Origin of the sequence: Streptococcus oralis (genome assembly GCF_024399415.1) — a bacterium.
GTDB classification, from domain to species: Bacteria; Bacillota; Bacilli; order Lactobacillales; family Streptococcaceae; genus Streptococcus; species Streptococcus oralis_CS.
Genome location: NZ_CP029257.1, coordinates 202,549 through 223,771 on the forward strand (window position 1 = coordinate 202,549; position 21,223 = coordinate 223,771).

Consider the following 21,223-nt stretch of genomic DNA (forward strand, 5'->3'; position numbering starts at 1 on the left):
AGATGTCTACTATTATATCAAAAAGAAGGAAGAAAAGCAGATAAGAACAAAAACTACAGTTGCTTTGATTTATTAAATAAATCAAACAAACATATTGAAAAGGTGAATGATAAATGATATAATACTGATATTGTTCGTAAAAAACAAAAGGAGATTAAAGATGGACAAACTATTTAAACTAAAAGAGCACGGGACAGATGTCCGTACAGAGGTGCTTGCTGGTTTAACAACATTCTTTGCAATGAGTTATATTCTCTTTGTAAACCCTCAAATGCTTTCCCAAACGGGTATGCCTGTTCAAGGTGTGTTCTTGGCAACGATTATCGGTTCTGTAGTCGGTACCTTGATGATGGCTTTCTATGCTAATTTGCCCTACGCACAAGCACCAGGTATGGGACTAAATGCCTTCTTCACATTTACAGTTGTATTTGGGATGGGCTATACTTGGAAAGAAGCTCTTGGTATGGTCTTCATTTGTGGAATTATTTCACTGATTATTACCTTGACAAATGTTCGTAAAATGATCATCGAATCTATTCCAACAACACTTCGTTCAGCTATTTCGGCTGGTATTGGTGTTTTCCTTGCCTATGTTGGGATTAAGAATGCCGGCCTCTTGAAATTCTCAATCGATCCAGGTACTTATACGGTAGCAGGTGAAGGAGCAGACAAGGCTCAAGCTGCACTTACTGCAAACTCCGCAGCCGTTCCAGGTTTGGTTGACTTCAATACTCCAGCAGTATTGGTGGCTCTTGCTGGTTTGGCTATTACCATCTTCTTTGTTGTTAAAGGCATCAAAGGTGGAATCATTCTTTCTATTTTAACAACGACTGTCCTTGCCATTGCTGTTGGTGTTGTCAAATTGTCAGGGATTGACTTTGCTAGCAACAATCTTTCAGCAGCGGTTAATGATTTAGGAACTTTGTTTGGTGCTGCTCTTGGTTCAGAAGGTTTAGGATCTTTGATTTCAAACACTTCGCGTTTACCAGAAACCTTGATGGCTATTCTTGCCTTCTCACTAACGGATATTTTTGATACAATCGGTACTCTTATCGGTACTGGTGAAAAAGTTGGTATCGTTGCGACAAGTGGGGAAAACCATGAGTCAGTTAAATTGGACAAGGCTCTATACTCTGATTTGGTGGCAACATCAGTAGGTGCCATTGCAGGTACTTCAAACGTTACAACTTATGTTGAGTCAGCAGCCGGTATCGGTGCTGGTGGACGTACTGGATTGACAGCCTTAGTTGTTGCTATCTGTTTTGCTCTATCTAGCTTCTTTAGCCCACTTCTAGCGATTGTTCCGACAGCTGCAACAGCACCAATTTTGATCATCGTCGGAATCATGATGCTTTCTAACTTGAAAAATATCCCTTGGGATGATATGGCTGAAGCGGTTCCTGCCTTCTTCACATCTATCTTTATGGGATTCAGCTACTCTATCACACAAGGGATTGCTGTTGGTTTCTTGACATACACCTTGACAAAAGTTGTCAAAGGTCAAGCCAAGGATGTGCATGTGATGATTTGGATTTTGGATGCCTTGTTTATCCTTAACTATATCAGTATGGCGCTATAAATGGTATAATAAAAAAAGGGGAGTCTCCCCTTTTTAATTATAAGGAGGTACATCATGAAAGATAAGACGGTTTGGCAAGAGGTTTTAAACAGAGGGAAATGGGTGCTCATCCTTTTGGTAGCTTTTGTTCTATCTCAATTTCCCATAGGACTTGCTTTGTTTTTAGCAAACAAACAGTTTCCGATTTTACAGTCAGGGCTCTTAGTTGGTGCCCTATCCATAGTCGTTTTGATTGTATTCATTATTGGTGCACGAAAAACACAACTTGCTACTTTTAATCTATCCTTTTTTAAGGCAAAAGACTTGGCTCGCTTGGTACTGAGTTATCTGGTGATTTTTGCGACAAATCTCTTGGGTTCACTCCTGCTTCGACTAACAAATGAGGCAACAACCAATAACCAATCAATACTGAATGGTTTGGTTCAGAATAGTTCCTTGATTTCAACTTTCTTCCTACTAGTCTTGATTGCGCCGATTTGTGAGGAAATTTTGTGTCGCGGAATTATTCCTAAAAAGATCTTCCGTGGAAAAGAAAAACTAGGCTTTGTTGTTGGTGCAATCGTCTTTGCCTTGCTCCATATGCCAACCAATCTACCTTCTGTGATTATTTATGGAGGAATGTCAACGGTTTTGACTTGGACAGCCTATAAGACTGAGCGTTTGGAGATGTCCATTTTGCTTCATATGATTCTCAATGGTATTGCATTTTGTTTGTTGGCCTTATTGGTGTTGATTAGTAGAAATCTAGGTCTATCATTCTAAACCATTAGCCCGCTTGGAAAAGATGAATACTAGCGTGTTCATCTTTTTCTTTTTATGGTAAAATAGAAAGATAATATGGTGAAAAACCTTGAGGGAGTGACCGATATGTCAAGTAAAGCTAATCATGCAAAGACAGCTATTTGCGGAATTATCAACGTAACCCCAGATTCTTTTTCGGATGGTGGGCAGTTTTTTGCTCTTGAGCAGGCACTCCAGCAGGCTCGTAAATTGATAGCAGAAGGAGCGAGCATGCTAGATATCGGTGGAGAATCGACTCGGCCGGGCAGTAGCTATGTTGAGATAGAAGAGGAAATCCAGCGTGTTGTTCCAGTGATTAAAGCTATCCGTGAGGAAAGCGATGTCCTCATTTCTATCGATACATGGAAAAGTCAGGTGGCAGAGGCTGCTTTGGAAGCTGGTGCCAATCTGGTAAATGACATCACGGGTCTTATGGGTGATGAGAAAATGGCGGATGTGGTTGCTAAGGCTGGTGCGAAAGTAGTCATCATGTTTAATCCAGTCATGGCTCGACCTCAGCACCCTAGTTCGCTCATATTTCCTCATTTTGGTTTTGGGCAAGCTTTTACAGAGGAAGAGTTAGCTGACTTTGAAAAAATGCCAATTGAAGACTTGATGGAGGCTTTCTTTGAACGAGCACTAGCGAGAGCCAATCAAGCTGGGATAGCAAGAGAAAACATTTTGCTGGATCCGGGAATTGGTTTTGGTCTCACCAAGAAGGAAAATCTACTTCTTCTACGGGACCTTGATAAATTGCATCAGCAGGGCTATCCAATCTTTCTTGGTGTTTCGCGCAAGCGGTTTGTTATCAATATCCTTGAGGAGAATGGCTTTGAAGTCAATCCTGAGACGGAAGTCGGTTTCCGAAATCGGGACACCGCTTCGGCTCATGTAACGACTATCGCTTCGAGACAGGGTGTGGAAGTGGTGCGCGTGCATGATGTTGCCAGTCACAGGATGGCAGTTGAAATTGCGTCAGCCATTCGTTTGGCAGATGATGCAGAAAATCTAGATTTAAAACAATATAAGTAATATGAACGAAATTGAAAACAATCAGTGGATTGCCCACTACCGGACGGACCAACCACATTTTGGTTTGGAACGAATGGTGGAACTCCTAGCTCTGCGGGGCAATCCCCATCTCAAACTTAAGGTCATCCATATTGGAGGGACCAATGGCAAGGGGTCTACCATTGCTTTTTTGAAAAAGATGCTGGAAAACCTAGGGCTGAGAGTTGGGGTGTTCAACTCGCCCTATCTCATTCATTATACGGATCAGATTAGTATTAATGGGGAATCCATTCCCGAGGCTAGGCTAGAAGCCCTCATGGCAGACTATCAGTCTTTGCTTGAGGGGGAATCTGCTGACAATTTGCAGGGAACAACCGAGTTTGAGATTATCACAGCTCTAGCTTATGATTACTTTGCCTCAGAACAAGTAGATGTGGCTATCATGGAAGTCGGCATGGGTGGTCTTTTGGATAGTACTAATGTTTGCCAGCCCGTCCTGACAGGAATTACGACTATTGGCTTGGACCATGTAGCTCTACTTGGTGATACTATAGAGGCCATAGCAGAACAGAAGGCTGGTATTATCAAACGAGGCATTCCTTTGGTGACAGGTCGCATTGCTCCAGAAGCCTTGGCTGCTATTGACCGCATTGCGGAAGGGAAAGATGCGCCGAGAATTGCCTATGGGACAGACTATCAGGTTGGTCACCAAGAAAGTGTGGTGACGGGCGAGGTTTTTGACTATACAAGTCCTGTCAGACAAGATCGCTTTCAAACAGGCCTGCTTGGTTTGCACCAGATAGAAAATGCGGGGATGGCGCTTGCTCTCCTAGACACTTATTGTCAGGAGACTGGGCGAGAATTAGCAAGTAATGACTTGGTTGCTCAAGCTTTGAAAGAGACCAGATGGCCAGGGCGTTTGGAGGTCGTGTCTAAAAAACCCTTGATGATTTTGGATGGGGCACATAATCCCCATGCCATAAAGGCTTTATTAGCAACCTTGCAAGAACGCTTTGCGGATTATCATAAGGAAATCCTCTTTACCTGCATCAAAACCAAGGCCTTGGAGGATATGCTGGATTTGCTAGGGGGAATGCCAGATACTGAGCTTACCCTTACACATTTTGATGATAGTCGGGCGACGGATGAAAGCGTGCTGAAAGAGACAGCCAAGTCTAGAAATCTCAATTACCAAAGTTGGCAGGATTTTCTAGAGCAGAAATTGACAGATAAAAATGAAGAGAAACAAACAGTTAGGATTGTCACAGGTTCCTTGTATTTCTTGAGCCAAGTGAGAGCCTATCTGATGGAGAGGAAGAACGAGAATGGATACACAAAAGATTGAAACGGCTGTAAAAATGATTATTGAGGCTGTTGGTGAGGACGCTAACCGCGAGGGCTTGCAGGAAACACCTGCTCGTGTAGCTCGTATGTACCAAGAGATTTTTTCAGGTCTTGGCCAAACTGCTGAGGAACACCTGTCAAAATCCTTTGAGATTATCGACGATAATATGGTTGTAGAAAAGGATATCTTTTTCCACACTATGTGTGAGCACCACTTTTTGCCCTTTTATGGGAGAGCGCACATTGCCTACATTCCAGATGGTCGGGTGGCAGGCTTGTCTAAGCTAGCCCGTACGGTTGAAGTTTATTCTAAAAAACCACAAATTCAAGAGCGTTTGAATATTGAGGTGGCCGATGCCTTGATGGACTATCTGGGTGCTAAAGGAGCCTTTGTTGTCATTGAGGCGGAACATATGTGTATGAGCATGCGTGGTGTCAGAAAGCCAGGCACGGCAACCTTGACGACAGTAGCGCGAGGTGTATTTGAAACAGATAAGGACCTCCGAGACCAAGCTTATCGTTTAATGGGACTATAATACCCTTCGAAAATCAAATTCAAACCACGTCAGCTTCACCTTGCCGTAGGTGCGGTTACTGACTTCGTCAGTTCTATCCACAACCTCAAAACAGTGTTTTTAGCTGACTTCGTCAGTTTTATCTACAACCTCAAAGCAGTGCTTTGAGCAACCTGCGGCTAGCTTCCTAGTTTGCACTTTGATTTTCATTGAGTATAAAAAGAATCCGCTTCATGCGGATTTTTCTAGAAAGGACTAATTATGGATCAACTGCAGATTAAAGATTTGGAAATTTTTGCCTATCATGGTCTTTTCCCTAGTGAGAAGGAATTGGGGCAGAAGTTTGTTATTTCCGCAAGCTTATCTTATGATATGACCAAGGCGGCTACAGAATTGGATTTGACAGCTTCTGTCCATTACGGAGAACTGTGTCAGCAGTGGACGACTTGGTTTCAGGAAAGCACTGAGGATTTGATTGAAACGGTAGCCTACAAACTAGTTGAACGTACCTTTGAGACTTATCCTCTTGTCCAAGAGATTGAGTTGGAACTAAAAAAACCATGGGCTCCAGTGCATTTACCACTAGATACCTGCTCGGTAACCATCCACCGTCGCAAGCAACGTGCCTTTATCGCCCTAGGAAGCAATATGGGCGATAAGGAAGCCAACTTGGAACAAGCTATCGACAAACTGCGAGCTCACGGCATCCATATTCTCAAAGAATCCAGTGTTTTGACGACGGAGCCTTGGGGCGGTGTGGAGCAAGATAATTTTGCCAATCAGGTGATTGAAGTAGAAACCTGGCTACCAGCACCAGTCTTGTTAGAGACCTTGTTAAGCATTGAGGCAGAGATGGGACGGGTTCGAGAAGTGCATTGGGGACCACGTTTGATTGATTTGGACTTGCTCTTTGTGGAGGACCAAGTCATTTATACAGACGAGCTCATCTTGCCTCATCCTTATATAGCAGAACGCCTCTTTGTTCTTGAGCCATTAGTGGAAATAGCTCCCCATTTTATCCATCCAATCCTAAAGCAACCAATTCGTTACTTGGTTGACCAGTTGGAGCAAGGAAATGCCTAAGCTTTCCGAGACCTATAGCAAGTGGAAGAGTATCGGGGAGGGACTACTTGCTATTGTTTTAGGGCTTCTCTTGATTCGTTTTGGACAAGTTATTCCGCGAATGGGGTACCAGTTGCTGATGGGCTACTTTTCCTTATCAGCAGTTTGGCACTTGTTGACTCGCTGGTTTCAGGATAAAAAACGTCGGGAAAATATCTTTGTAACCTTGGGCAAGCTGGTGGTTGCGGTTCTCGTGTTTGACTCTATCATCTTGCAAGACCTTGCCCTCTATCTCCTGGTTTTTATCATTGCGAGCTACCAGCTGTTTACGGGCATCATTAGTCTTGTCACCTGGTCTCTCTATCGAAAAAATGCCATTCATCCTCGGCTCCATCATCTCTTCGATGCTGTATGGATGATAGGATTCGGGCTTTATAGCATCTCTCCTTTTCACGATGCAGCGAATTTTGAATTGCTCTTGCTTGGATTTTACTTGCTCATGCTAGGAGCTAGTAGCCTCCGGGACGGTTTCTTTTTTGAAAGGATAGAAAACAATCCCAAGCTGAAACGACGAATGCGAATGACTCTGCCGATCTTTGTGACGGCTCTGATTCCTATCAGCACCTTGCGAAAACTAAATGAGTGGCTGGCAAATCATGAAAGTCAAGAAGGGGAAGTTCATTCAGAAAGAAAAAACGACCAGACGGTTGATTTGGAAATTTTTGTCCATACCTCAGAAACCTCTTTCTTCCTTGCTATGGGACATGTGGATATTTGTTATCAAGGGACAGTTATTTCCTATGGTTCCTATGATCCCCACTCGGAGCGTTTATTCGGTATGGTTGGAGACGGTGTTTTGTTTAAGGCCAATCGGGAAAAATACATCGAACTCTGCAAGAGGGAAAGTCAGAAGACCTTGTTTGCTTATGGTCTGAGTTTAACGGACCAACAGAAAACAGCTATCCAAGCTCGCCTAGCAGAGATAGAAGACCTGTTAATTCCTTGGGAACCAAGTTCGCAGTTGATGAAAAGAAGAGAGGGAGAGGTCAAGCATACCTACTCCTACCAACTAAAAGAGGAAGCAGATGCGACCCTCTATAAATTCAGCTCATCTGAGTTTAAGACCTACTTTGTTCTCAGTACCAATTGTGTTTTGCTGGCAGACTCTATTGTCGGAAAAGCTGGGACTGATATATTGAGTCCCCAAGGTTTCATTGTGCCAGGGACTTATCAGGATTATCTTGACTTAGAGTATACAAAACCAAACGGTCTAGTTGTTAGTCGCTCCATTTATTAGAAAAAGAAAACTCTAGTTCCTCAGCAGTTTACGCCAAGAAGCTAGAGTTTTTAAAATAGGTCATTTTCTTCTGGGAGGAGGATGGTTTCTCTGCCGTCTAGGTCTAAAACAAGGACCCTAGGCGGGTAAAGCGGGTCGAAAGGATGATTGAAATCAAAATCAATACTAGTCGGAAGGTGCTGACTAGAAAAATGGAAGGTGATGGTTCCCTTATTGTTGAGCAGTTGAAACTCAAGTTCTTCTTCTAGTTCAAAGACATTTTTCAGGAAATGATCGATAATATACCATAAAGAGTCAATGACATCATCAGGCAAGCTGGTCACGACACCAAAACTAGCGGAACGTCTCTGTGTATTTGTAAAAGCCATGTTTTCCTCCCCCTTTTATTTTCCTTATCATACAGCAAAATGTCTTAAAAATCAAGAAATCCTACTTGCTTTTTCAAAATGGGAATAAACTGTGAAATTTTTTCAAAGTTTCTCTAAAAAATACTTGAAAGTGTTTACAATAAGTGATAAAATGGAGTAAGTAGATGCGTGAAAGCGAAATTTTCATTATAGAAAGGAAACGGAATGAACACAGATGATACAGTAACGATTTATGACGTCGCCCGTGAAGCAGGAGTTTCAATGGCAACAGTTAGCCGTGTCGTTAATGGCAACAAGAATGTTAAAGAGAACACTCGAAAAAAAGTCCTAGAAGTGATTGATCGCTTGGACTATCGTCCAAATGCGGTAGCACGTGGTTTGGCAAGCAAGAAAACAACGACAGTCGGAGTTGTGATTCCGAACATTACCAATGGTTATTTCTCAACGCTTGCTAAGGGGATTGACGACATTGCTGAAATGTACAAGTATAACATTGTCCTAGCAAATAGTGATGAGGATGATGAAAAGGAAGTTTCAGTAGTTAACACTCTCTTTTCAAAACAAGTCGATGGGATTATCTTTATGGGCTATCACTTGACTGAAAAGATTCGTTCAGAGTTTTCTCGTTCACGGACACCGGTTGTTCTTGCTGGTACTGTGGATGTAGAACACCAACTTCCAAGTGTAAATATCGACTACAAACAAGCAACGATTGATGCCGTGAGCTATCTTCTCAAAGAAAACGAAAAGATTGCTTTTGTGAGTGGACCACTCGTCGATGATATCAATGGCAAGGTTCGTTTGATTGGTTACAAGGAAGCCTTGAAAAAAGCTGGACATTCTTATAGTGAGGGATTGGTCTTTGAATCAAAATACAGCTATGATGATGGTTATGCCTTGGCAGAACGCTTGATTTCATCACAAGCTACAGCCGCAGTTGTAACAGGTGATGAATTGGCAGCAGGTGTGTTGAATGGTTTGGCTGACCATGGCGTATCTGTGCCGGAAGAGTTTGAAATCATTACGACAGATGACTCTCAGATTGCACGATTCACTCGTCCAAACTTGACTACTATTGCCCAACCTCTTTATGATCTAGGTGCTATCAGCATGCGTATGTTGACTAAGATTATGCATAAGGAAGAGTTGGAAGAACGTGAAGTTCTCTTACCTCATGGTTTGACAGAACGTCGCTCTACACGAAAACGTAAATAGAAAAAATCAGGGAATCGCGAAGATTTCCTGATTTTGCGTTCTAGAGAAGAGGTTTATCCTTCCATATAGTCTTTCAAAGCCTGTCCTTTTAGTCCAGCATTAAGGGCAATTAATAATTTGAGGCGCGCTTTTTGAGCGTTGAGTTCTTTGACAAAGAAAACACCAGCTCGTTGCAACTGCACTCCTCCACCTTGGTAGGCGTAGACAGGTTCAGCAATACCATTAAAACAACGTGAGACCAAGGCGACTGGGATTCCTTTTTGGAGGAGATTTTCCAGCTTTTGAGCTGTTTCTTTGGGAACATTGCCTGCTCCGAAGGCCTGAATAACTAAGCCATCCAGCTGTTCCAAGTCTAACATATCAATCAGCTCATCTGTCATACCTGCATAGGCTGAGATGATGGGAACCAGACCTTGAATATGTTCGAGATCAAACCGGACACGAGGTTCAGCTGTTTTGAAGTAGAGGATTTCTTGCTTCATGATGAGGCCAAGTGGTCCATGTGTTGGGGTTTGAAAGGTGCTGACGTTGGTCGTATGAGTTTTGGTAACATACTTGGCTGCGTGGATCTCATCGTTCATGACGACCAAAACGCCCTTGTCGGCTGCTTTGTCATCGCTGGCAACTCGCAAAGCGCTCAGATAGTTATATACACCGTCGCTACCAAGTTCGTTTGAACTGCGCATGGCCCCTGTTAGAACGATGGGGATGGGCGGAATTTTCATGGTATCAAGGAAGTAGGCTGTTTCTTCTAAGGTATCTGTACCATGTGTGATGACAACTCCATCATAGTTATCAGCTTCCTCTTTAATCTTATGATAGAGTGCAAGCATATGCTTGGGTTTGATATGGGGGCTTGGAAGATTAAAAAAGTCTAGGGCGTGAACCTCAATCCCTTCAAGCGGATTGGAAACATGGTTCATGGGATTTTCCTGGCTAGTTACAACGGCACCAGTGGCGTCTGCTTGCATGGAAATAGTCCCACCTGTATGTAAAACAAGGATTTTCTTAGGCATGATTTAGTCACTCTTTCTGAAATGTGGTATAATCATTGTAACACAAAAGGGGAGAATGGGACAGGATGGAAGTCAAGGCTGTTTTTTTTGATATCGATGGAACGCTAGTCAACGATCGCAAGAGTGTTTTGAAATCCACTAAGGACGCGATTAAGATTGTCAAAGAGCAAGGAGTGCTTGTTGGAGTAGCGACAGGACGAGGGCCGTTTTTTGTCAAGGAATTGATGGAAGACTTGGACCTAGACTTTGCGGTGACCTACAATGGCCAATACATTTTTAATAAAGAAAAGGTGCTCTTTGCAAGTCCGATTGCTAAGTCAAGCCTGCGTCAACTGATTGCTTACGCTAAAAAGGAGCGTAAAGAAATCGCTCTTGGAACCGAGCATGCCGTTGTTGGTTCGAAGATTATGTCATTTGGTCTCGGCTCCTTTTCACAACTGGTTAGTCGTTTTATTCCGACTGTGCTGACAAGAACCGTTAGCCGTTCCTTTAATCGAATGGTCAGCAAGGCAGTTCCTCAAAAGGAAGACGACCTGCTTAACTTGATTAATCAACCCATTTATCAAGTTTTGATGCTGATGACGCCAGAGGAATCTGAGAAGGCAGCAGCTGATTTTGAAGATTTGAAATTAACTCGAAGCAATCCTTTTGCAGCAGATATCATCAACCAAGGAAATTCCAAACTAGAAGGCATTCGCCGAGTCGGGAAAGAATATGGATTTGATCTCAACCAAGTTATGGCCTTTGGTGATTCAGACAATGATCTAGAAATGTTGGCGGGTGTTGGGATGTCGGTTGCTATGGGAAATGGCAGTAGCAGTGTCAAAGAAGTCGCCAAGCATATTACGGCAAGTAATCAACAAGATGGTATCCACAAGGCGCTCGAGCACTTTGGTGTTTTGGCTTCAGAAAAAGTGTTTGTCAGTCGAGACTATCACTTTAATAAGGTCAAAACCTTCCACCACATGATGGATGAACGAACTCAAGAAGAGCCACAGGCATGGGATGCTGAAGGTGCAACCCACCGAGCAGATTTTAAAATTGAAGAATTAGTAGAGTTTGTTCGCGCAGCAAGTTCTTCGGAGGAAGAATTTCAAAACTCCCTTGCAAGCATGCATGAGGCACTTGATAAGGCGGCAGAGAAAGTGGCGAAAAAGACGCCTGCTAAGCAAAATCTGGTCGGTCAAGTGGATGCTTTGATTGACACACTGTATTTTACATACGGTAGTTTTGTTTTGATGGGAGTAGACCCAGAACGCATTTTTGATATTGTCCATGAAGCAAATATGGGGAAGGTTTTCCCTGATGGGAAAGCTCATTTTGACCCAGTTACACACAAGATTTTAAAACCAGATGACTGGGAAGAAAAATATGCTCCAGAACCTGCCATCCGACAGGAACTACAACGTCAGTTTAAAGCTTATGAGCGACATAAAGAAAGAAAAAATAAAAAATAAGAGAAAATTCTTTTCCCTGGATGAAAAATTCGGGGATTTTTTGAGCTGAAAAACCGAACAATTTTATATATATCACTAATTATTATTAGCATATTTATACTAGAAAAAGAAAAGAAAAAATGAAAAGATAGTGAAAATAAAACAACGGGAAATTACATTGCTTACAAAGAATAGTTGAAAAGCTAGATAAATTACTAATATATCTAGCTTTTCTTTTGAAAGAATATCAAAAAAAGACAAGTCAAATTATTTGATATTTGAAAGTTGCTGTGTTAGAATAAATTAAGAAAGCGAATAAATATAAAATCCTCATGCTGCTATAATATGCTCTTTTTAAAGACAGAAAGTCAACTTGTTTATTTCAGGCCTGTTAACAAGTTGATGTGAAGAATTCACTCTAGTTTTGAGGTTTAGTTATAAAATTGTGCACAATTGCTTTCCAAATTTTTATTATTTTAATTTTCAAGTTTAGAAATTAAAGAATTAAGAGGTTGAAATGAAGAAAAAATATACCTATTTGACAGCTTCTGTTTTAACAGCTGTAACAATGCTTCCAACTTTTGCACCAAGTGAAGCTCACGCTGCTTACAATTGGAATGGGAATAATAGCTACTATACAAGAACTAGCCACCGTTCAAGCAATCGTACTTCTAACCGTACTACTGCAAATCGTAGTCGCACATCAAACTATACTGTAAGAAGTTATGGCTACAACAGTTATTACCCAAGCTATAACTATGGCTACAATAGCTACTACCCAAGCTATAACTATGGATATGGTAGCTATTACCCAAGTTACAACTACGGTTACAATAATTGGAATAACTACTATGGCTATGACAACAGTAGCAACTACTATGGTTATAACTATTGGAATAATTACAACAACCTTGCTAGCGATGAAAACTATATTTACTGGAATGGCAATCACTACTACCGTATGAACGATGGTAGCTACCGTATTTATCGTAACGGTCAGTGGAAACCTTTGACAAACAATAGTAATAATAACTCATCTACTAACAACTTGGAAAACGATCCGCACTATCGTTACGAAAATGGGTACCATTACTATGTATTGGACAATGGTGATTATTACTACTACCAAAATGGTAAGTGGGTATTGGTGAAAGATTCTGCTGATACAACAACTCCAGAACAACCGGCAACACCGGCTGAACCAAAACCAGAACAACCAACAACTCCGGTTGAACCAGCACAACCAAGTCAACCTGAAGTTCCTGCTCCAACACCAGCAGAACCAGAGACTCCAACACCAGCTCCTAGTGATAAACCTGAAGAGCCAACAACACCAGCTGAGCCACAACCAGCACAACCAGCAACTCCAAGTGTTGACCTACCAGAAAACCCACCAATTAATGGAGCTGATAGTGAATTTGATCCATTCAAACCATCTACAGAAACGCCAGCGGAACCAAAACCAGCAACACCAGCAACTCCAGCTATCCCAACAACACCAGGTTTGGTAACAACTGATGAACCAAGTGAAAACCAAATCCCTGATTATGTTGAAAAACCAGCTGAAGGATTGGAACACTTGGCTTGGGCACCAAATGGACAAACTCCAAAATTGGTTTACCCACCAGGTAAACCAGGTGATGCAGTCCTCAAAAATGATAAAAACTACTACTTCGACGGTAGTGCACATTACTACTATGTATCATCTAACTCAGAGCGTACAGGTTACTCAGCATACTGGAAGTGGCTTGGAGGAAAATGGAAACTTCAAGGGATGACTGATCCAAACGATCCAGCTCGTGATCCAAAACTTCACGAAAATACTGCTGATGACGAGTACATGTACAGTGACAAGAACTCAAGCGTGAAACTTTACTCAACTAACTTGGTAACGACTGCTAAAGCAGGTCAAGCATTGCCATTCAAGAATGTTGAAGAGTTCAAGAACTACGTTATCGAAAAGATGAATCCTAAGTTCCTTGATAACGCAGGATGGGATGCCAAAGTTGAATGGGAAATCGAAGATCCAGAAATCTTTGAAAAAACCAAAGAAAACCCATATGCTAAGGATTATGTCTTGATTGCAAATCTTAAGAGTGGTGTTGAGGATAAGAAATACAGTGATGTAGAATTTGGTTATGTTAAGTTTGTTTACCGTGTTGAAGCAACAAACGATACAAACTATGACTATGTTTCAAAAGCTAAAGAAGCTTTCGCTAAAATCAATGAAGAGCGTAAAGCTCAAGGCTTGAAAGAGTTGACATGGTCAGAAGACATTTATCAAAATCAAGCACTTCCAAAAGTAAATGAAATCTCACGTCAATACGATAGCTCAGGCTTTGTTGGACGTCGTGATGAAGATGCAGCTGTTGTCGTTAAGAAATGGGCAAACAGTGGTTTGAGAGACTTGCTTCTCGATCCAAATGTCACTGAAGGAGCTGTAGCAGCAGTAGTTGATGGAAACGGTGTATACTACTGGGCATACAGTTACAAATAATTCAATCTTTTTAGATTGACTACTTTCTAAATAAGATAGAGGCTTTAAACAATTGTTTAAAGCCTTTTTGTGACCCAATCAGGACAAACAAAAAGGAGCTCAAGGCTCCCTTTTTTAATGATTACAATGTTTTTTCACTTTCTCTCACGACCAGCAAATCGACTTTTGCATGGCGAAGAATATACTCAGATGAAGAGCCAACCAAGAGGCGTTCAAAGGCATTAAGCCCTGTTGCACCAACGAGAATCAGGTCAACATTTTCTGTGTCTGGAATAGTGCGGGCAAGGAGGGTTTTTGGATTTCCCATTTCGATGACGATGTGAATATCGGTCACACCAGCATCTCTTGCGCGCTTTTCGTACTCCTTCATCAGACTTTCAGCATCGACTTGGAGTTCTTCGTAAACTTCAGCATCAAAGGTAGACACGCTTTGAAGAGCGCGTGTGTCGATAACATGGGCAATGGTGAGCTTGGATTCGTTGCGTAGAGCAGTGTAAACACCTTTGACGAAAGCCAAGTCCGCTTCTTTAGAACCATCAATTGCGACCATAACATTTTGGTAACGTTGTGCCATAATGAAACCTCCTGAAATTTTCTTACTGTTATTGTAGCCCTTTTCACTAAAGAAGTAAAGTAAAAATCATATTTAAATAAATATTATTGGAGATTCAATTTGGTGGAGATATGTTAAAATAACAGAAAACGAGCTAGTAGGAAACACAGTAAAGGGGATGAGAAAGTATGAAAGGGTCTGTTAAAGCTTCTAAAAAAATAAGTTTTCTTTATCATGGAATTATCCTTGCGTCACTTGTAGGTGAAGTAGTGATGCTTTGGCAGCTGGAAAGAGTCATGCCCGTTCTCTATCCAGGATTTGTTGGATTTCTTCTCTTTCACTTGGTCTACCACATCATTTTATTGGTGATTGCAAAGAGAAGTGGTCGCTTGGACTATTTGGTCACGTGGGGGCTCTTTCTCATGTTTAATCTTTTGTATGATTCCTTTTTAGCATTGGTCTTTCTAGGTTTGTCTTTTGGTATGTGAGAAAATACTTCTGTACTCTAGTTGTTTAGACGGTGAGAACCTAGTCGTTGTGAGTTTTTTCTTTGCTTGCTCATTTCAGGAAACTTGTCGCAATCCCTTTCTAGTGGTATAATGTTACTATCTCGATGAATTGAGGAAACAAGATGAAAGAATATAACAAGTCTAGTAAGTTAGAGCATGTTGCTTATGATATTCGTGGTCCGGTTTTGGAAGAAGCCATGCGCATGCGAGCAAACGGAGAAAAGATTTTACGTCTGAATACAGGAAATCCAGCAGAATTTGGCTTTACAGCGCCAGACGAAGTCATTCATGACTTGATTATGAATGCGCGTGATAGTGAGGGATATTCTGACTCCAAAGGGATTTTCTCAGCCCGTAAGGCCATCATGCAGTATTGCCAACTGAAGAAATTTCCCAATGTAGACATTGATGATATCTACCTTGGAAATGGTGTCAGTGAGCTGATTGTTATGTCCATGCAAGGGCTTTTGGATAATGGCGATGAGGTCTTGGTACCTATGCCAGACTATCCTCTCTGGACAGCCGCGGTCAGCCTAGCTGGGGGAAATGCCGTTCACTATATCTGTGATGAAGCTGCAGAATGGTACCCAGATATTGACGATATTAAGTCAAAAATTACTTCCAATACCAAGGCAATCGTCCTTATCAATCCAAATAACCCAACTGGAGCCCTTTATCCTAAGGAACTCTTGTTGGAGATTATTGAGATTGCCCGTCAAAACGATTTGATCATCTTTGCGGATGAAATTTATGATCGCATGGTGATGGATGGGCATGTGCATACGCCTGTGGCGAGCTTGGCACCTGATGTTTTCTGTGTCAGCATGAATGGTCTGTCAAAATCTCACCGTATCGCTGGTTTCCGTGTAGGCTGGATGGTCTTGTCTGGTCCTAAGCACCATGTCAAGGGCTATATCGAAGGTCTCAATATGCTGTCCAATATGCGTCTTTGCTCTAACGTTTTGGCCCAGCAAGTCGTACAAACATCACTAGGTGGGCACCAGTCAGTAGATGAATTGCTCCTTCCTGGTGGACGGATTTACGAGCAAAGAAACTTCATTTACAATGCCATTCAAGATATCCCAGGTTTGTCTGCGGTCAAGCCGAAGGCGGGTCTTTATATCTTCCCTAAAATCGACCGCAATATGTACCGCATTGATGATGATGAACAGTTCGTTCTTGATTTTTTGAAGCAGGAAAAGGTTCTCTTGGTTCATGGTCGTGGTTTTAACTGGAAGGAACCAGACCATTTCCGTATCGTTTACCTTCCTCGTGTGGACGAATTAGCGCAAATCCAAGAAAAGATGACACGTTTCTTGAGTCAGTATCATAGATAAGGCTTTTATAGGGAAAAGCAGGAAACATTTACTTAGAGCTATTGACAAATAGGTCAGAATCAGATAGAATAGTAAAGTATGTTTAGTAACTGATCACTTTATAGCCGGCTAAACGAATACAAAATCTATGAGGAGGTATTCATCGTGAAACGTACTTATCAACCAAGTAAACTTCGTCGTGCGCGTAAACACGGATTCCGTAACCGTATGTCAACTAAAAACGGTCGTCGCGTATTGGCAGCTCGTCGTCGTAAAGGACGCAAAGTTTTGGCTGCATAATCCAAACGAATTCAACAAAGAAGTCAGTAGGAACTCGAGTCTACTGGCTTTTCTTTTTATCTTAAAGGGTGCATTGTCTACGAAATCGGTCATTTCAGATGAAACTCATAGAGGGCTCATTTAAAAGGTCACATACAAAAAACTCAAAACCAGATATAAGTTACTGATTTTGAGTTTTTGTTTATTCTTTTAAGTGATAAGAGTAGCTAGCGACAACGACGTCTTCGTGCCATCTGAGAGCGTATTTTAGTTTAAGGCTCATTTGATTGTGCAGGATATTTTGCCAAGGCTTGTTAGGGATAAACTGTGGTACAAGAACTGTAACGGTGTAGTTTTTTTGCTTAGCTTCTTGGGCGATTCGTTTGACATACTTAACGCTAGGGGTGATGATGTCGCGGTAGCTGGTATTGATATTCTTCAGAGTGATATTTGGGAAGTAATCGGCAAATTCCTGAAGAATTTCTTGGTCTTTATCGGCCGTTTCTTTAGTAGAAATGTGCATGGCTAACACTTCGTCACCGATACTTTGAGCGTAGTTAATGGCTCCGACACTTACTCGAGTAACATTTCCTACGAGGACGAGAACCAGATTGCCGTCGTAAGTGCACTTTTCAATTCCTTCGTAGAGTCGTAGTTGTTTTGCCACTTTTTGGTAATGGCTGTGAATGGACAAAAAGAGGAAGGTTAAAACTAGGATAATTGGGAAGAATGGCCAGATATCACCCAGTCTGAAGAGGAGTAAAATGAGAACGATAGCATAACAAATGATGGCTCCTAGGACATTAGCAAAGGCAGGTTTTAAGAAGTTTGCTCCTTTTTCCTTTTTCCAATGACGAATCATCCCAGTCTGAGAAAGGGCAAAGGGAACGAAGACCCCGATAGTATAAAGAGGAATCAAGCGTTCAGTATTCCCATTAAAAATGAGAAGAAGGATCATAGCTCCAAAGGCCAGAGTTAAGATACCGTTGGAGTAGCCAAGGCGATCCCCTTTTTCCATAAAGAGATGGGGCATGTACTTGTTTTTAGCCATATTGTAAGCCAGCATAGGGAAGGCTGAAAAGCCAGTATTTGCAGCTACAGCTAGAATCAAGGCTGTTGAGAACTGGAAGAGATAGTAGCTAGCATGACCAAAGAATGAATCACCAAGAATGCCCTTGGCCATTTGCGAGAGGATGGTTTCTCCATTTTGAGGTGTGATGCCCATCCAGTAGTTTAGGAAGGTAATGCCTGCAAAAAGAAATCCTAAAATCAAGGACATGATGGTCAAGGTTTGAGCAGCATTCTTTTCTTTCGGAGTTTTGAAAAATGGTACCGCATTTGAAATAGCCTCAACCCCTGTCAGAGAGGCAGAGCCACTGGTAAAGGCTCTCAATAGGAGAACGATGGAAAGGCTCGGAACAGTTTGTCCAATGGTTGAAGTTGCCTGGTAGTTTAGGGAACCTGTGAATAGTTGAAAGAACCCATAAAGCAAGAGAAAGACGGTACTGAAGATAAAGAGGTAGACAGGAATCATCAGAGAGCTGGCAGATTCTTTCAATCCTCTTAAATTCAAGAGCATGAGCAGGCAGACTAGGAAAATAGAGATATGAAGATTGTAGGGATGGAGGGCAGGGATGGCTGCTGTAATAGCATCAGCTCCAGACGCAACGGATACGGCTACTGTCAGCATATAGTCAACAAGGAGGCTGCCCCCTGCAATCAAGCCTAGTTCAGGGGAGAGATTTTCCCGAGTGACCATATAAGCTCCTCCACCTTGAGGATAGGCGTGAATAATTTGACGATAGGAAATGGTCAAACTAGCGAGGAGTAAGAGGACAAAAATACCGATAGGGAGGCTCCACCAAATAGCGAGAGGAGAGAGACTGACTAAAACGAGAATGACTTGTTCGGGTCCATAGGCAATAGAAGACAGGGCATCACTGGATAACATTGCAAGTGCCTGCATTTTTCCCAACAATCCCCCTTCACCGTCTGTGAGAGACTTGAGTGGTCGACCGATAAAGGTATATTTTAATTTTCTAAACATTTTCTTTTCCTTTGCTGAAAATTTCAATAAGTGTTATTATACTGCTTTGAAAAAAGGCAGTCAAGGGAGAATGATCGGTATTAGAATATTTTTACAAGCCGGGGGATGCTATTTTTGGTATAATAGATGGAAGAAAATGAGGTTAGAAGAGATGATTTTTGATACGCACACACATTTAAATGTAGAAGAATTTGCAGGACGTGAGGCAGAAGAAATCGCCTTGGCTGCTGAGATGGGTGTGACACAGATGAATATTGTTGGTTTTGATAAGCCAACCATTGAACGAGTCCTAGAGTTGGCAGATGAGTATGAGCAACTCTACGCAACTATTGGCTGGCATCCGACGGAAGCAGGGACTTACACAGATGAGGTCGAAGCTTACTTGCTTGAAAAACTAAAACATCCCAAGGTTGTTGCCTTGGGGGAGATTGGTCTGGACTACCATTGGATGACAGCACCTAAGGAAGTACAGGAGCAGGTTTTTCGTCGTCAGATTCAGTTGTCTAAGGATTTGAATTTGCCTTTTGTGGTCCATACCCGTGATGCGCTAGAAGATACTTATGAGATTATCAAGAGTGAGGGCGTTGGTCCTCGTGGTGGGATTATGCATTCATTTTCAGGCTCTTTGGAGTGGGCTGAGAAGTTTGTCGAGCTTGGCATGACCATTTCTTTCTCAGGTGTAGTGACCTTTAAGAAAGCGACGGATATCCAAGAGGTTGCTAGGGAACTTCCTTTGGATAAAATCCTCGTTGAGACAGATGCCCCCTACCTGGCTCCTGTTCCTAAACGTGGCCGTGAAAACAAAACAGCCTACACACGCTATGTGGTAGATTTTATCGCGGATTTGCGTGGGATGACGACTGAGGAGTTAGCCGCAGTAACAACTGCAAATGCAGAGCGTATCTTTGGATTGGATAGCAAGTAATGAAAGAAAAAATTTCCCAAGTCATCGTAGTCGAAGGACGGGATGATACAGCCAATCTCAAACGTTACTTTGATGTAGAGACCTATGAAACACGAGGTTCCGCCATAAATGACCAGGATATAGAGCGGATTCGTCGCCTGCATGAACTGCATGGAGTCATTGTCTTTACAGATCCAGATTTTAATGGGGAACGGATTCGGCGCATGATTATGACGGCCATTCCAACAGTGCAGCATGCCTTTCTCAAGCGAGATGAGGCTGTTCCCAAATCTAAGTCCAAGGGACGTTCTCTGGGAATCGAACACGCCAGCTACGAAGATCTAAAAACAGCGCTGGCTCAGGTGACAGAGAAATTTGAAAACGAGAACGAGTTTGACATCAGTCGTGGTGACTTGATTCGCCTAGGTTTCTTAGCAGGAGCAGACAGCCGTAGACGCCGAGAGTATCTAGGCGAACAGCTCCGCATCGGTTATTCCAATGGAAAACAACTCCTCAAGCGCTTAGAGTTATTTGGGGTAACCTTGGCAGAAGTGGAAGAAGTGATGACTAAGTATTCAGTCCAAGGGAGTCAGAAATGAAAAGAGTGATTATTACAGGTGGCAATAGTGGTATTGGCTATCAGGTTGCAAAACAATTAGCTGAAAAGGACTGGTCAATGACTCTATTTTGCCGACGGAAAGAAGCGGCTGAGCAAGCCTGTGAGGAAATTCGTCAGCAGACAGGAAATCCGCATGTAGATTATATCTTGGTTGATTTATCTGAGATGAAAAGTGTCAAGGAAGCGGTAGAACAGTATATCCAAAAAGAAGGGACTTTAGATGTTTTAATTAACAATGCGGCTGATTTTGATTTGTCAGTCAAAAAGCCCATCCTGACTAGGGAGGGATTAGAAAAGCAATTTGCGACCAACGTGGTTGCTCCCTTTTTACTTTCTACCTTGTTGAAAGGTTTGTTGGAAAAATCTGAGAGTGGCCGAATTATTAATATTTCTTCTCAAGGGCTGATGCTTTATCCCTTCATGAAGCTTGATTTTGAAAATTTAGCTGGTCAAAAACATTATAGTCCTGCCAAGACCTATTATCAGAATAAACTGGCCTTGTTGATGCTGTCGCTTTATATGCGGAAACATTGGAAAGGTATCAAGGTTCAGGCAATCCGTGTGACCAATGTCAAAGTTGATATGCGCCGCTATGATCACCTCCGCACTTTTATGAAAAATTTGTATAAAATCAAGTCAAGATTTTCAATTAGTCCGGAAGAAATGGCCAAAGTCTATACAGCCTTATCTACAGAAGATGGATATGACGGGTTTTTGTATGACGAGAAATGCAGGGAAGTAAAAGCAAATGCACCTGCTTACGAAGAAGAGGAGCAAGAAAAACTCTATTCTCTGCTTGAGCACTTGACTTTTTCAAGAGACAATTCATAAAGGATTAGAAAAATAAATTTTATGCTTACATCAATAGTGGAAAGA

The 21,223-nt window shown here is 42.0% G+C and carries 20 protein-coding genes; 16 read left to right on the plus strand and 4 right to left on the minus strand.

Going from position 1 to position 21,223, the window contains the following annotated elements; translation table 11 throughout:
• Nucleotides 1-160: 160 nt before the first annotated feature.
• The 7 genes from DG474_RS01075 to DG474_RS01105 all read left to right on the plus strand — a co-directional run bounded on the left by DG474_RS01075 (nt 161) and on the right by DG474_RS01105 (nt 7,588).
• Entirely contained in the window at nt 161-1,579 is a 1,419-nt protein-coding gene (locus DG474_RS01075) for an NCS2 family permease (RefSeq protein WP_000359242.1), read from the plus strand.
• Between the two features lie 54 nt (nt 1,580-1,633).
• Entirely contained in the window at nt 1,634-2,341 is a 708-nt protein-coding gene (locus tag DG474_RS01080; protein WP_255778348.1) for a CPBP family intramembrane glutamic endopeptidase, read from the plus strand.
• Nucleotides 2,342-2,416: 75 nt separating this feature from the next.
• Entirely contained in the window at nt 2,417-3,391 is a 975-nt protein-coding gene (folP, locus tag DG474_RS01085) for a dihydropteroate synthase (protein WP_255778350.1), read from the plus strand.
• 1 nt (nt 3,392) lies between these two features.
• A complete protein-coding gene (locus DG474_RS01090) occupies nt 3,393-4,715 on the plus strand; it encodes a bifunctional folylpolyglutamate synthase/dihydrofolate synthase (protein ID WP_255778351.1) in 1,323 nt (440 codons plus the stop codon).
• A complete protein-coding gene (folE, locus tag DG474_RS01095; RefSeq protein ID WP_000380933.1) occupies nt 4,696-5,250 on the plus strand; it encodes a GTP cyclohydrolase I FolE in 555 nt (184 codons plus the stop codon). Before DG474_RS01090 ends, folE begins: the two co-directional genes overlap by 20 nt.
• A gap of 240 nt (nt 5,251-5,490) precedes the next feature.
• Nucleotides 5,491-6,312 carry a 2-amino-4-hydroxy-6-hydroxymethyldihydropteridine diphosphokinase gene (gene folK, locus DG474_RS01100; protein ID WP_255778354.1) on the plus strand — a complete coding sequence of 274 codons (822 nt, stop codon included), beginning with the start codon at nt 5,491-5,493 and terminating at the stop codon, nt 6,310-6,312.
• Nucleotides 6,305-7,588, plus strand: a complete 1,284-nt coding sequence (locus DG474_RS01105; RefSeq protein ID WP_255778356.1) for a DUF308 domain-containing protein — start codon at nt 6,305-6,307, stop codon at nt 7,586-7,588. The genes folK and DG474_RS01105 overlap by 8 nt, the downstream gene beginning before the upstream one ends.
• Nucleotides 7,589-7,638: 50 nt before the next feature.
• Here DG474_RS01105 and DG474_RS01110 read toward each other — a convergent pair whose 3' ends face one another.
• Entirely contained in the window at nt 7,639-7,956 is a 318-nt protein-coding gene (locus DG474_RS01110; RefSeq protein ID WP_000886045.1) for a DUF960 domain-containing protein, read from the minus strand.
• A 204-nt stretch (nt 7,957-8,160) separates the two neighbouring features.
• On the opposite strand from DG474_RS01110, the gene ccpA reads away from it, so the two are divergent.
• Nucleotides 8,161-9,171, plus strand: a complete 1,011-nt coding sequence (gene ccpA / locus DG474_RS01115; RefSeq protein WP_001090635.1) for a catabolite control protein A — start codon at nt 8,161-8,163, stop codon at nt 9,169-9,171.
• 53 nt (nt 9,172-9,224) lie between these two features.
• Here the strand turns inward: ccpA and DG474_RS01120 are convergent, their stop codons facing one another.
• Entirely contained in the window at nt 9,225-10,187 is a 963-nt protein-coding gene (locus DG474_RS01120; protein ID WP_061426607.1) for an asparaginase, read from the minus strand.
• Nucleotides 10,188-10,252: 65 nt separating this feature from the next.
• On the opposite strand from DG474_RS01120, the gene DG474_RS01125 reads away from it, so the two are divergent.
• Both DG474_RS01125 and DG474_RS01130 read left to right on the plus strand, forming a co-directional pair.
• Entirely contained in the window at nt 10,253-11,644 is a 1,392-nt protein-coding gene (locus DG474_RS01125; protein ID WP_000453116.1) for a Cof-type HAD-IIB family hydrolase, read from the plus strand.
• 496 nt (nt 11,645-12,140) lie between these two features.
• Nucleotides 12,141-14,120 (plus strand): CAP domain-containing protein, encoded by a 1,980-nt coding sequence (locus DG474_RS01130; RefSeq protein WP_139689526.1) that lies wholly within the window; start codon nt 12,141-12,143, stop codon nt 14,118-14,120.
• Nucleotides 14,121-14,241: 121 nt separating this feature from the next.
• Here the strand turns inward: DG474_RS01130 and DG474_RS01135 are convergent, their stop codons facing one another.
• A complete protein-coding gene (locus tag DG474_RS01135; RefSeq protein WP_139689525.1) occupies nt 14,242-14,694 on the minus strand; it encodes a universal stress protein in 453 nt (150 codons plus the stop codon).
• A gap of 167 nt (nt 14,695-14,861) precedes the next feature.
• Here DG474_RS01135 and DG474_RS01140 point away from each other — a divergent pair, with 167 nt between their 5' ends.
• The 3 genes from DG474_RS01140 (at nt 14,862) to rpmH (ending at nt 16,798) form a co-directional block, all read left to right on the plus strand.
• Nucleotides 14,862-15,161 (plus strand): hypothetical protein, encoded by a 300-nt coding sequence (locus DG474_RS01140; RefSeq protein ID WP_139689524.1) that lies wholly within the window; start codon nt 14,862-14,864, stop codon nt 15,159-15,161.
• A 143-nt stretch (nt 15,162-15,304) separates the two neighbouring features.
• Nucleotides 15,305-16,519 carry a pyridoxal phosphate-dependent aminotransferase gene (locus tag DG474_RS01145; RefSeq protein ID WP_255778362.1) on the plus strand — a complete coding sequence of 405 codons (1,215 nt, stop codon included), beginning with the start codon at nt 15,305-15,307 and terminating at the stop codon, nt 16,517-16,519.
• Nucleotides 16,520-16,663: 144 nt separating this feature from the next.
• Entirely contained in the window at nt 16,664-16,798 is a 135-nt protein-coding gene (gene rpmH, locus DG474_RS01150) for a 50S ribosomal protein L34 (RefSeq protein WP_000831905.1), read from the plus strand.
• A gap of 181 nt (nt 16,799-16,979) precedes the next feature.
• On the opposite strand, the gene kimA is transcribed toward rpmH, so the two are convergent.
• A complete protein-coding gene (gene kimA / locus DG474_RS01155; RefSeq protein ID WP_255778364.1) occupies nt 16,980-18,824 on the minus strand; it encodes a potassium transporter KimA in 1,845 nt (614 codons plus the stop codon).
• A 151-nt stretch (nt 18,825-18,975) separates the two neighbouring features.
• Here kimA and DG474_RS01160 point away from each other — a divergent pair, with 151 nt between their 5' ends.
• From DG474_RS01160 to DG474_RS01170, 3 genes are read left to right on the plus strand one after another with little or no spacing between them, the layout of a single operon-like run.
• On the plus strand, nt 18,976-19,749 hold the full coding sequence (locus DG474_RS01160; RefSeq protein WP_255778365.1) for a TatD family hydrolase: 774 nt from the start codon (nt 18,976-18,978) through the stop codon (nt 19,747-19,749).
• A complete protein-coding gene (rnmV, locus tag DG474_RS01165) occupies nt 19,749-20,327 on the plus strand; it encodes a ribonuclease M5 (protein ID WP_255778368.1) in 579 nt (192 codons plus the stop codon). Before DG474_RS01160 ends, rnmV begins: the two co-directional genes overlap by 1 nt.
• Complete coding sequence (locus tag DG474_RS01170) at nt 20,324-21,178, plus strand: SDR family NAD(P)-dependent oxidoreductase (protein ID WP_255778370.1); 855 nt, start codon at nt 20,324-20,326, stop codon at nt 21,176-21,178. The genes rnmV and DG474_RS01170 overlap by 4 nt, the downstream gene beginning before the upstream one ends.
• Nucleotides 21,179-21,223 lie beyond the last annotated feature (45 nt).

What these genes read in the sequence shown, in the direction of transcription:
- DG474_RS01075 (WP_000359242.1), top strand. Translation starts at nt 161, where the DNA reads ATGGACAAACTATTTAAACTAAAAGAGCACGGGACAGATGTCCGTACA.
- DG474_RS01080 (WP_255778348.1), top strand. Translation starts at nt 1,634, where the DNA reads ATGAAAGATAAGACGGTTTGGCAAGAGGTTTTAAACAGAGGGAAATGG.
- folP (WP_255778350.1), top strand. Translation starts at nt 2,417, where the DNA reads ATGGTGAAAAACCTTGAGGGAGTGACCGATATGTCAAGTAAAGCTAAT.
- DG474_RS01090 (WP_255778351.1), top strand. Translation starts at nt 3,393, where the DNA reads ATGAACGAAATTGAAAACAATCAGTGGATTGCCCACTACCGGACGGAC.
- folE (WP_000380933.1), top strand. Translation starts at nt 4,696, where the DNA reads ATGGATACACAAAAGATTGAAACGGCTGTAAAAATGATTATTGAGGCT.
- folK (WP_255778354.1), top strand. Translation starts at nt 5,491, where the DNA reads ATGGATCAACTGCAGATTAAAGATTTGGAAATTTTTGCCTATCATGGT.
- DG474_RS01105 (WP_255778356.1), top strand. Translation starts at nt 6,305, where the DNA reads ATGCCTAAGCTTTCCGAGACCTATAGCAAGTGGAAGAGTATCGGGGAG.
- DG474_RS01110 (WP_000886045.1), bottom strand. Translation starts at nt 7,956, where the DNA reads ATGGCTTTTACAAATACACAGAGACGTTCCGCTAGTTTTGGTGTCGTG.
- ccpA (WP_001090635.1), top strand. Translation starts at nt 8,161, where the DNA reads ATGAACACAGATGATACAGTAACGATTTATGACGTCGCCCGTGAAGCA.
- DG474_RS01120 (WP_061426607.1), bottom strand. Translation starts at nt 10,187, where the DNA reads ATGCCTAAGAAAATCCTTGTTTTACATACAGGTGGGACTATTTCCATG.
- DG474_RS01125 (WP_000453116.1), top strand. Translation starts at nt 10,253, where the DNA reads ATGGAAGTCAAGGCTGTTTTTTTTGATATCGATGGAACGCTAGTCAAC.
- DG474_RS01130 (WP_139689526.1), top strand. Translation starts at nt 12,141, where the DNA reads ATGAAGAAAAAATATACCTATTTGACAGCTTCTGTTTTAACAGCTGTA.
- DG474_RS01135 (WP_139689525.1), bottom strand. Translation starts at nt 14,694, where the DNA reads ATGGCACAACGTTACCAAAATGTTATGGTCGCAATTGATGGTTCTAAA.
- DG474_RS01140 (WP_139689524.1), top strand. Translation starts at nt 14,862, where the DNA reads ATGAAAGGGTCTGTTAAAGCTTCTAAAAAAATAAGTTTTCTTTATCAT.
- DG474_RS01145 (WP_255778362.1), top strand. Translation starts at nt 15,305, where the DNA reads ATGAAAGAATATAACAAGTCTAGTAAGTTAGAGCATGTTGCTTATGAT.
- kimA (WP_255778364.1), bottom strand. Translation starts at nt 18,824, where the DNA reads ATGTTTAGAAAATTAAAATATACCTTTATCGGTCGACCACTCAAGTCT.
- DG474_RS01160 (WP_255778365.1), top strand. Translation starts at nt 18,976, where the DNA reads ATGATTTTTGATACGCACACACATTTAAATGTAGAAGAATTTGCAGGA.
- rnmV (WP_255778368.1), top strand. Translation starts at nt 19,749, where the DNA reads ATGAAAGAAAAAATTTCCCAAGTCATCGTAGTCGAAGGACGGGATGAT.
- DG474_RS01170 (WP_255778370.1), top strand. Translation starts at nt 20,324, where the DNA reads ATGAAAAGAGTGATTATTACAGGTGGCAATAGTGGTATTGGCTATCAG.